Source organism: Flavobacterium daejeonense DSM 17708, from assembly GCF_000425425.1.
Taxonomy (GTDB): Bacteria; Bacteroidota; Bacteroidia; order Flavobacteriales; family Flavobacteriaceae; genus Flavobacterium; species Flavobacterium daejeonense.
Map to the genome: position 1 here is coordinate 1 of NZ_AUDK01000040.1, position 7,718 is coordinate 7,718.

General features: G+C 30.9%; 6 protein-coding genes. All 6 read left to right on the top strand.

The window, feature by feature from the left end:
* Positions 1 to 636, top strand: a 636-nt coding sequence (locus H599_RS20960; protein WP_035141889.1) for a hypothetical protein, incomplete at its 5' end; no start/stop codon positions are given.
* A gap of 1 nt (position 637) precedes the next feature.
* Positions 638 to 4,123: a hypothetical protein gene (locus tag H599_RS0117490; protein WP_026715313.1), complete on the top strand. Its 3,486-nt coding sequence runs from the start codon at positions 638 to 640 to the stop codon at positions 4,121 to 4,123.
* A 44-nt stretch (positions 4,124 to 4,167) separates the two neighbouring features.
* Positions 4,168 to 4,692, top strand: a complete 525-nt coding sequence (locus H599_RS0117495; protein ID WP_026715314.1) for a hypothetical protein — start codon at positions 4,168 to 4,170, stop codon at positions 4,690 to 4,692.
* Positions 4,693 to 4,821: 129 nt separating this feature from the next.
* Complete coding sequence (locus H599_RS0117500; protein ID WP_026715315.1) at positions 4,822 to 5,580, top strand: hypothetical protein; 759 nt, start codon at positions 4,822 to 4,824, stop codon at positions 5,578 to 5,580.
* Between the two features lie 40 nt (positions 5,581 to 5,620).
* Positions 5,621 to 6,148, top strand: a complete 528-nt coding sequence (locus H599_RS0117505; protein WP_026715316.1) for a hypothetical protein — start codon at positions 5,621 to 5,623, stop codon at positions 6,146 to 6,148.
* Between the two features lie 652 nt (positions 6,149 to 6,800).
* Positions 6,801 to 7,550, top strand: a complete 750-nt coding sequence (locus tag H599_RS0117510) for a hypothetical protein (RefSeq protein WP_026715317.1) — start codon at positions 6,801 to 6,803, stop codon at positions 7,548 to 7,550.
* Positions 7,551 to 7,718: the final 168 nt, after the last annotated feature.

Here is a 7,718-nt window from a genome sequence, read left to right on the forward strand (position 1 = left end):
GATAAGAAACAACAGGGACTCTCGGCAGTACAAACACTCACGGTTAATGATGTGATTGAAACAGGAATAGAAGAAACCCCAACGGTAGCCCGTGTGACTTACCTGACTGAAGTCATGGATGTAATGAACAATGCTGTTTCTGCTACTGGAAGTATTACCTCAGATACTAAAAGCAGCGTTTCAGCCAGTAGGGCAGTAACTCAGAGTAAAACCTACAGCTTAGCGGAGCCGTATTACTATAATTTGAAATTGTTTACAGACAGTACGCAAACCATCACCGGACTGGAACTCAAAACCCTTGATGGCAGTACGCCTAACAAGATTATACTGGGTATTACGAAAGAAGAAAACGAGAGCATCAAAGCCTTGATTACAGCAAATATGAAAAACCCACGATTGTTCCTAATTGATCTTTTTGAAGATGGTAATGAGTTGCTTTCCCCTGAAGATATTAGCTACCAAAAATACCGCCTGGGCATTGTAGCCGAAAATACCGATGGCAAACTCGAATTATCAACTCCCGATACGGATGTAATGATATACTCTCTGGATCGAAAATACCATTTTTCTAAGGGGTATAGTGAGTATGTGGAAGAAGAAATATATTTTAATTATACTTTAAATAAATCTCTATAATATGGAAGATGCAGTAATGTTGTTTGATGGACAAGTTGTTCCATTATCGGCTATAAGTGATTCAGGAATTTTTAATCCAAAAGATCCTAACCTTTTATTTTTTAATGATATTTCTGAAGTTGATATTAAAGGTAATTCAATCAATAGAGATGGTAGAGTTAGAAGATTTAAAAAAGGAGATACTGCCTATATGGCTGCATTTGATGCTAAAACTGGGGATTTTAATGGATATTATTCCGAGGAAAAATTTTGGGAAAACAATTATATAAGTAATGATAAAAAAGGTACGGAAGCAACAAAACTTGACCTAGGAAAAAAATTTAGTTTTACGCCATTTTTTTCTTATGATGATACAATGAAAGTATATTTTGAATATAAGTTCATTACGATTGATGCTGATCAAAAAATAAAGTTAATATATAACTATCAATACGCATTGTTTAGTGAAATTTCATCAAACTCTAATTTGAATAATTTGCCATTACATGCTAGTGGAGATAATAATTTACAGGTAATTAGTGAGCCAGTTAGTGATGATTTGAATTATTATGGTAATTATATAATCAACAAAAAATTTCTACTCCCAAATAATACACTTTCTTCATTAGATAATGGGCAAAAAGGAATCATATTTGAGATAATTTATGTTTGGAATGAAATATTTTCAGATGCAAATTTTATAATCTGGTTGATAGATAATAAATTATATGCCCCTCTTGAGGCACATATAAACTTACCTAATAGATATAATTTGCCTTATGGCACTATTGAATCAGCGTATCATCAATTATATACTGAAGAGTATTTTGCTCGTTTGCGATTAGCACTAATTGATTTTAGATATTGGATTCTGAATTATAAAGAGGACTATAGCAAAATTGCTATTGAGGAATTTGCTGTTTATATCATCAATTTATTTCCAGTTGAGGAGCTTAGTTATTTGGATTATGATGTAAAAATTAATCTCTTAAAAAAAATATTAAATCCTGATAATAAATGGATCATAGGAAATTGGTTTTTTAATACTTTAAATGAAGAACAAGCTCTAATAAAATTAATCCGTTCCATTGCTCATGAGAGCAATGGGGAATTGAATTATGATGAAATAGATAAATTTCTAATATACTTAAATACAATTTATGATTATTCTGTAAAAGAAACTTTATATGAGGTTCTGTATTCTAAAATAAATGATGGAACTGTTTATGATGATGACGGAAATGGTAATCAAGGACAATTCGTTAAGGCAGTATATAATTTATGGTTAGAAAGCAAGTTTAATCCTTTTCATGAAATACCCGCTAAAGCACAAACCGCATTAGATAATTTTATATATACACCTTTTAATTGTCGATGGAAAGTATTTGATCCAGATATTAGTTTTTTTGATAAAATTCCAGATTATACAGCAGCACCACTGGTAATTAATTATGAATCCGATAAAAAACTGTTATGGTATGTTGATAATTATAAATTTGAATTTTATGAGAATAAAATCTTAGCAAAAGAAGAGGTAAAAGATTATGGATACCAACCTTATGGAGTTTATAATTTCTTTCAACCTTTATCAATAAAGCCTTCTGATGTTAATGAAACTATTATCAATCTTCCTTTATTAAATTTATTGAATAAAGAGACCCCGGTCGAAGGAGAATTATATAATTGTATACCTGCATTTTATTTAAAATATGTAGATGACCTTGGGGATAAAAGTGATGTAAAAAATACGATTAGTACTATTTTTGATGTTGTTTTAACGTTTACAGGAATTGGTAATTTACCCAAATTAAGACATTTAAAGGATTTATCTCTTTTTGGTAGATTGTTAAGACCCGGATCTGCAGCTTTGTCAGCTTCAGAAACTGCACATTTGATAAGAGCTTTCAAAGGACTCTTTAATACTTTTGAAGCTGTTTCTGGTGTTGCGAGTATGGCTCATAGCTTGTTGGCATCAAGTACTTGTGATGTATATTTTAATTCTCAAGGACAACCTCCTAGTGAAAGTGATCCTGAATATCAGAGTTATCAAGAATGTTTAGAGTTTAAAGATAATATAGATTTATGGCTTGGTGCGGTTGAAATTTTCTCTATGTCTGCTGATATTATTACCAGCAGGATGTTAAAAAAAGCCACTAAAAAATTAAGAAACAGTATCCCTCCACATTCCTCATTTGACAACTTCAGAACACTTGTTAGTCAAATTGATAATTTAGGAGATGATTTATCAGGATTTTTAATAAGATTAGAAAATGATTTTCCAAATGTCAAATCCATATTCAATATTTCTGCTTTTAATGAAGAGGAGAAAATAGCCTTTATGTTTGAATATGGAGATAATATCCCGGCTTTGACTATAATTGATAGAGATGCTCAAAAACTAATGGATAATTGGAAATTATTGTATAATAAAAAAATTAACGATAGAAACAATCTTGAATTTTTGGCTAATCAAGCCAGAACAACAGCTATCGTACGCTATTATGATGCGTCAGATGATTTAAGAAAAACGCTTGAAGGTATAGCTGATTCTAAAAGATGGGATTTTCTGGATCAATATGGAACAACTAGTTCGACTATTTTTGATAAATTTGTTGAAAATCATAATTTAGTTAACTATTGGAAACGCTTTCATTATGATAATGCAATTGAAGGTTTTAAAGCATTAACTAATAGTAAACAAATTACATTTTTAGAGCATTATGGTGATTGTAGTGCAGATGTGTTTAATAGAATAAAGAAAGGAAATTTAATAAAATATTGGGAAAAAGTTGACAACAGTCCATTACACGTATCTGTTCATTCTACTTACATCAAAAAAGTAGGCTATCTTGAAGCTGTTGGAAAAGCACATGTTTCTAGAAATCATGGAGAACTACTTGTAAATCATTTAAAAGGAACCATAAAGAAAGATCTTCACAACGGAAATAATTTAGTTACAGGTTATTCGGGATTACATTTTGATTTTGTGATTACAGAACCAAATCCTTTGACTTTTATTACCACAACTATAAATGGTGAAGTTTATAAAATAGGACCACCACCAACAGTTAGTGCAACAGTACAAAGTGCTATAAAGGCTGGTTCAGAATTACCAGATTCTGGTGCAAAAGATTGTGAAGTTTATGTTTGGGGCTATATTCGTGAAAACATTGGTAATAGAAGAAACCCTAATATGCAATTTATTTTAGATGGAAGTGGAAATCCTATACAAGGTTGGGTAGGGAAAACTAATTCTTCAAGAACAACTCTTTTTGTAGGGATATCAGAAGAGAAAGCTTTAAATGAAATTGCTTTTGCGAGATATAATTTAAATCCAAATAGTTGGGTACGTGGTATGAATGGACAGTCTTCTGCTAAATGGCAAGGACTTAGTAGTGAGGGTGTTAAAATTCAAATGTTTCTGGGGAATAAAGTAAGTATACAACCAACTACTGTACCAAGTTCAACATTAGATTATGGTTCTGCATTTCCTACATTATTACCTTAAATTTAATTGTTTTAACCTAATTATTAAAAATAAAAATTATAAATATGTCATACTTAAAATCAATAATCGTTCAAAGTAGTTCTCTTGATAGAGCAGTAAGTGTTGGAGTTCATGATTCAAATATACCAGAATCTGGTAATTTATCAGAACTTACCTTGCCTTATATTGATGAAGCCATTAGTAAATTAAACTTCATTTTAGGTAGACCAACAGGTACAGTAAGATGGGGAGTTGAACAATTTACAGTAGAATCTGATTCATCTATTTCTGGTTGTGAGGATTTTGATGGAAATGAAATAGCAGAAGTTTCAACTTTAAGTTTAAAAAATCTAATGTTAGAAGTGAAAACTTTTAAAGAATATTGTCATCAGGCAGATAATTATAAAACGATTATTGCTCAGGCTTTTTCTGCTATCAAGATTAATCCATCTCAATATAAAAGATGGTCAGAATCTGATGTTGATTTTGGAATTACTATAAATAATGTTTTCGTTGGTTTAGTTTTAGAATCTTCGGATTTTACTTTAACAGAAGCAGCATTTGTTAACCAATTAAATATCAATTTTTAAGTAAAATAAGAGACTTATCTCTTTCAAAATGGTGTTGATATGTTTATATAATGCTTTGTAGGTTTTAAAGCATTAACTAATAGTAAACAAATTACATTTTTAGAGCATTATGGTGATTGTAGTGCAGATGTGTTTAATAGAATAAAGAAAGGAAATTTAATAAAATATTGGGAAAAAGTTGATAACAATCCATTGCACGTATCTGTTCATTCTATTTACATTAAAAAAGTAGGCTATCTTGAAGCTGTTGGAAAAGTGCATGTTTCTAGAAATCATGGAGAATTACTTGTAAATCATTTAAAAGGGACCATAAAGAAAGATCTTCACAACGGAAATAATTTAGTTACAGGTTATTCGGGATTACATTTTGATTTTGTGATTACAGAACCAAATCCTTTAACTTTTATTACCACTACTATAAATGGTAAAGTCTATAAAATAGGACCACCACCCACAGTTAGTGCAACAGTACAAACTGCTATAAGGGCTAGTTCAGAAGTACCCGGTTCTGGTGCAAAAGATTGCGAAGTTTTTGTTTGGGGATATTTAAGAAAAAAAGTAAGTGGTAATTGGCAATTTGTTTTTGATGGAAGTGGAAATCCTATACGAGGTTGGGTAGGAAAAACTAATTCTCCAAAAACAACTCTTTTTGTAGGGATGTCAGAAGAGAAAGCATTAAATGAGATTGCATTTGCTCGATATAATTTGAGTCCGAGTGATTGGATAGAACCAAACAGTTTAGGAGCACAATCAAATACTTGGCTTGGATATAGTAGCGAAGGACTTAAAATAAGAATGTTTATAGGCAATAAAGTAAGTATACAGCCAACAGTTGTACCAAGTTCAACATTGGATTATGGTTCAGCATTTCCTACATTATTACCTTAAAGTTCAATTTTTTAATCTATATTAAAATAAAATATATAATATGTCATATCCAAAATTTATAGCTGTTAGAAGGAAAACTCAAACTTACAGATACGTTGAAGTCGGGGTTTATGATTCAAGTATACCAGAATCGGGCAATTTGTCAGAACTTACTTTGTATTATATTGATGATGCTATTAATCAATTAAATTTTATATTAACTCAGCCAGACGATGCGGTTTTATGGGGTGTTGAACAATTTCATGTTGAATCTGAACCAATTATGTCAGTATGTTTAGATTTTAATGAAGAAGTTATCGCAGAAGTTTCAACGGTAGATTTAAAAAATCTAATGTTGGAAGTGAAAAATTTTAAAGAATATTGTCAGCAGTCAGATAATTATAAAACTATTATAGGTCAGGCTTTTTCTGCAATTAAGTCTAATCCATCTCAATATAGAAGATGGCCGGAATCAGATTTACATTATATCACAAATATAAATGATGTTTCTGTATCAATTGCAATAGAACCTTCAGATTTAGATTTAACAACAGAAGCGTTTATTAATCAATTAAATATCATTTTTTAAGTTAAATAAGATAAATATAACTTTCAAAATGATGTTGATATGTTTAGATAATGCTTTGTAGGTTTGTATTTCGGATCATAGAAGTAGTCTAACCATATAAAAACAAATCAAGGCTCAAAAACAGTTTTCTGAAGTGTTCATGCTTACCACTGTCGCTGCGCAAATGTCTCCTGACTTTGAGCAATAATTTAAAGCAATCAAGCCTTGAATAAAGTGATTGTATTTCATGAAATAGGATTATAAATATTCCTGTTTTTACGGACTTCGTCAAATAAGGCTCAAAGCATTTCTCTTTGAGCCTAATATTTCATAGCTTTTTTAAGCTAACAATCCCAACAACTACATATTTTATATACAATCCGGAACTTAGCCTATGAGTTTCGCTTACATACTATTGTCTAAAATGTTCTAAAGAAGAACATTTTAATAGAGGGAAATCCTATCTCTTTACAAAGCTGTACAAGCCTGGTACAAAGCCGTTAAAACACCAAGCAGTAATTTTTTAAAGCACAATTAAGGGTTCATCTTTGTCATGTAAAACAAATGAACCGTCAAAATAAAACTACAATAGACTATTTATTTTATTCCCTCAGCTAGGATAAATACGGCTAGAATTTAATTAAGTAAAAAATAAAGTCAAAATAATTAGCATATGCCAACAAATCCAATTTCAGCGGTTCCAGTAGCTACAGCAAGGTATTATCCGAGACTATCGGAGGTTATTACTGTAGATGATTTACCTGAGTTTTTGTCCTTTGTAGAAAATGGGTTGAACTCCATTTTTGATAACATTCATTATAAAAATTTACAATACTCAAAAGGGCACCGTGGTGATTCGGCCTTTTACAGTCTTGATATTGTATCCAGTAAAAGGCTCGAGCTTTCATTGCCATTTGATTTAAAATTAGTATTAAATCCTGATCTAAAAGACGGAGATAGTGCTATATCTTCATTTCCTATTACCTTAGAATACCAGTGGGAGATTCTGGCTTTTATTAAAACCTTTAGCTCTGCCAGTTTTTCTTTTTCAATCGAAGATTTTTATAAGGTAGGACTGGATGTTTTTCGTATTAGCGAAGAGCAGGTTTTGGCACAAATGCTTAATGTTTTTGTAGAAGCCCAAGAAGGAGTTACAAAATACGAACAGCTTTTAGCTGACATCAATGATTTACAGCAAATTACAGCTGATCCAACGTATCAGGAATTAGCTTTTCCTGAAGGAGCAGAACAGTCTATAGATAGTGTTATTGCGCTTATTAATAACAATCCCGGAATTAATGAATCCATTTCGTTGTTATTGTTTGCGGTTTATATTTTGCGTTCGGATATTGATGAAACAAAATCACGACTACAGGAATTTTACAATATTATAGTTTTTCAAGAAAAAACACGGCTTTTTTGACAAAATAATCATCTATAAAAAAAGTGCGAAATCGATGATTCCGCACTTTTTTTATTTCTATTCTCTATAATATTTTTACCAGAACTTCACGTATAAAGCAGCAATAATCAATAAAGTGATGATAATTAATACGGTAGTTTGCGGTTTTACTTTGAACATTTCAGTATC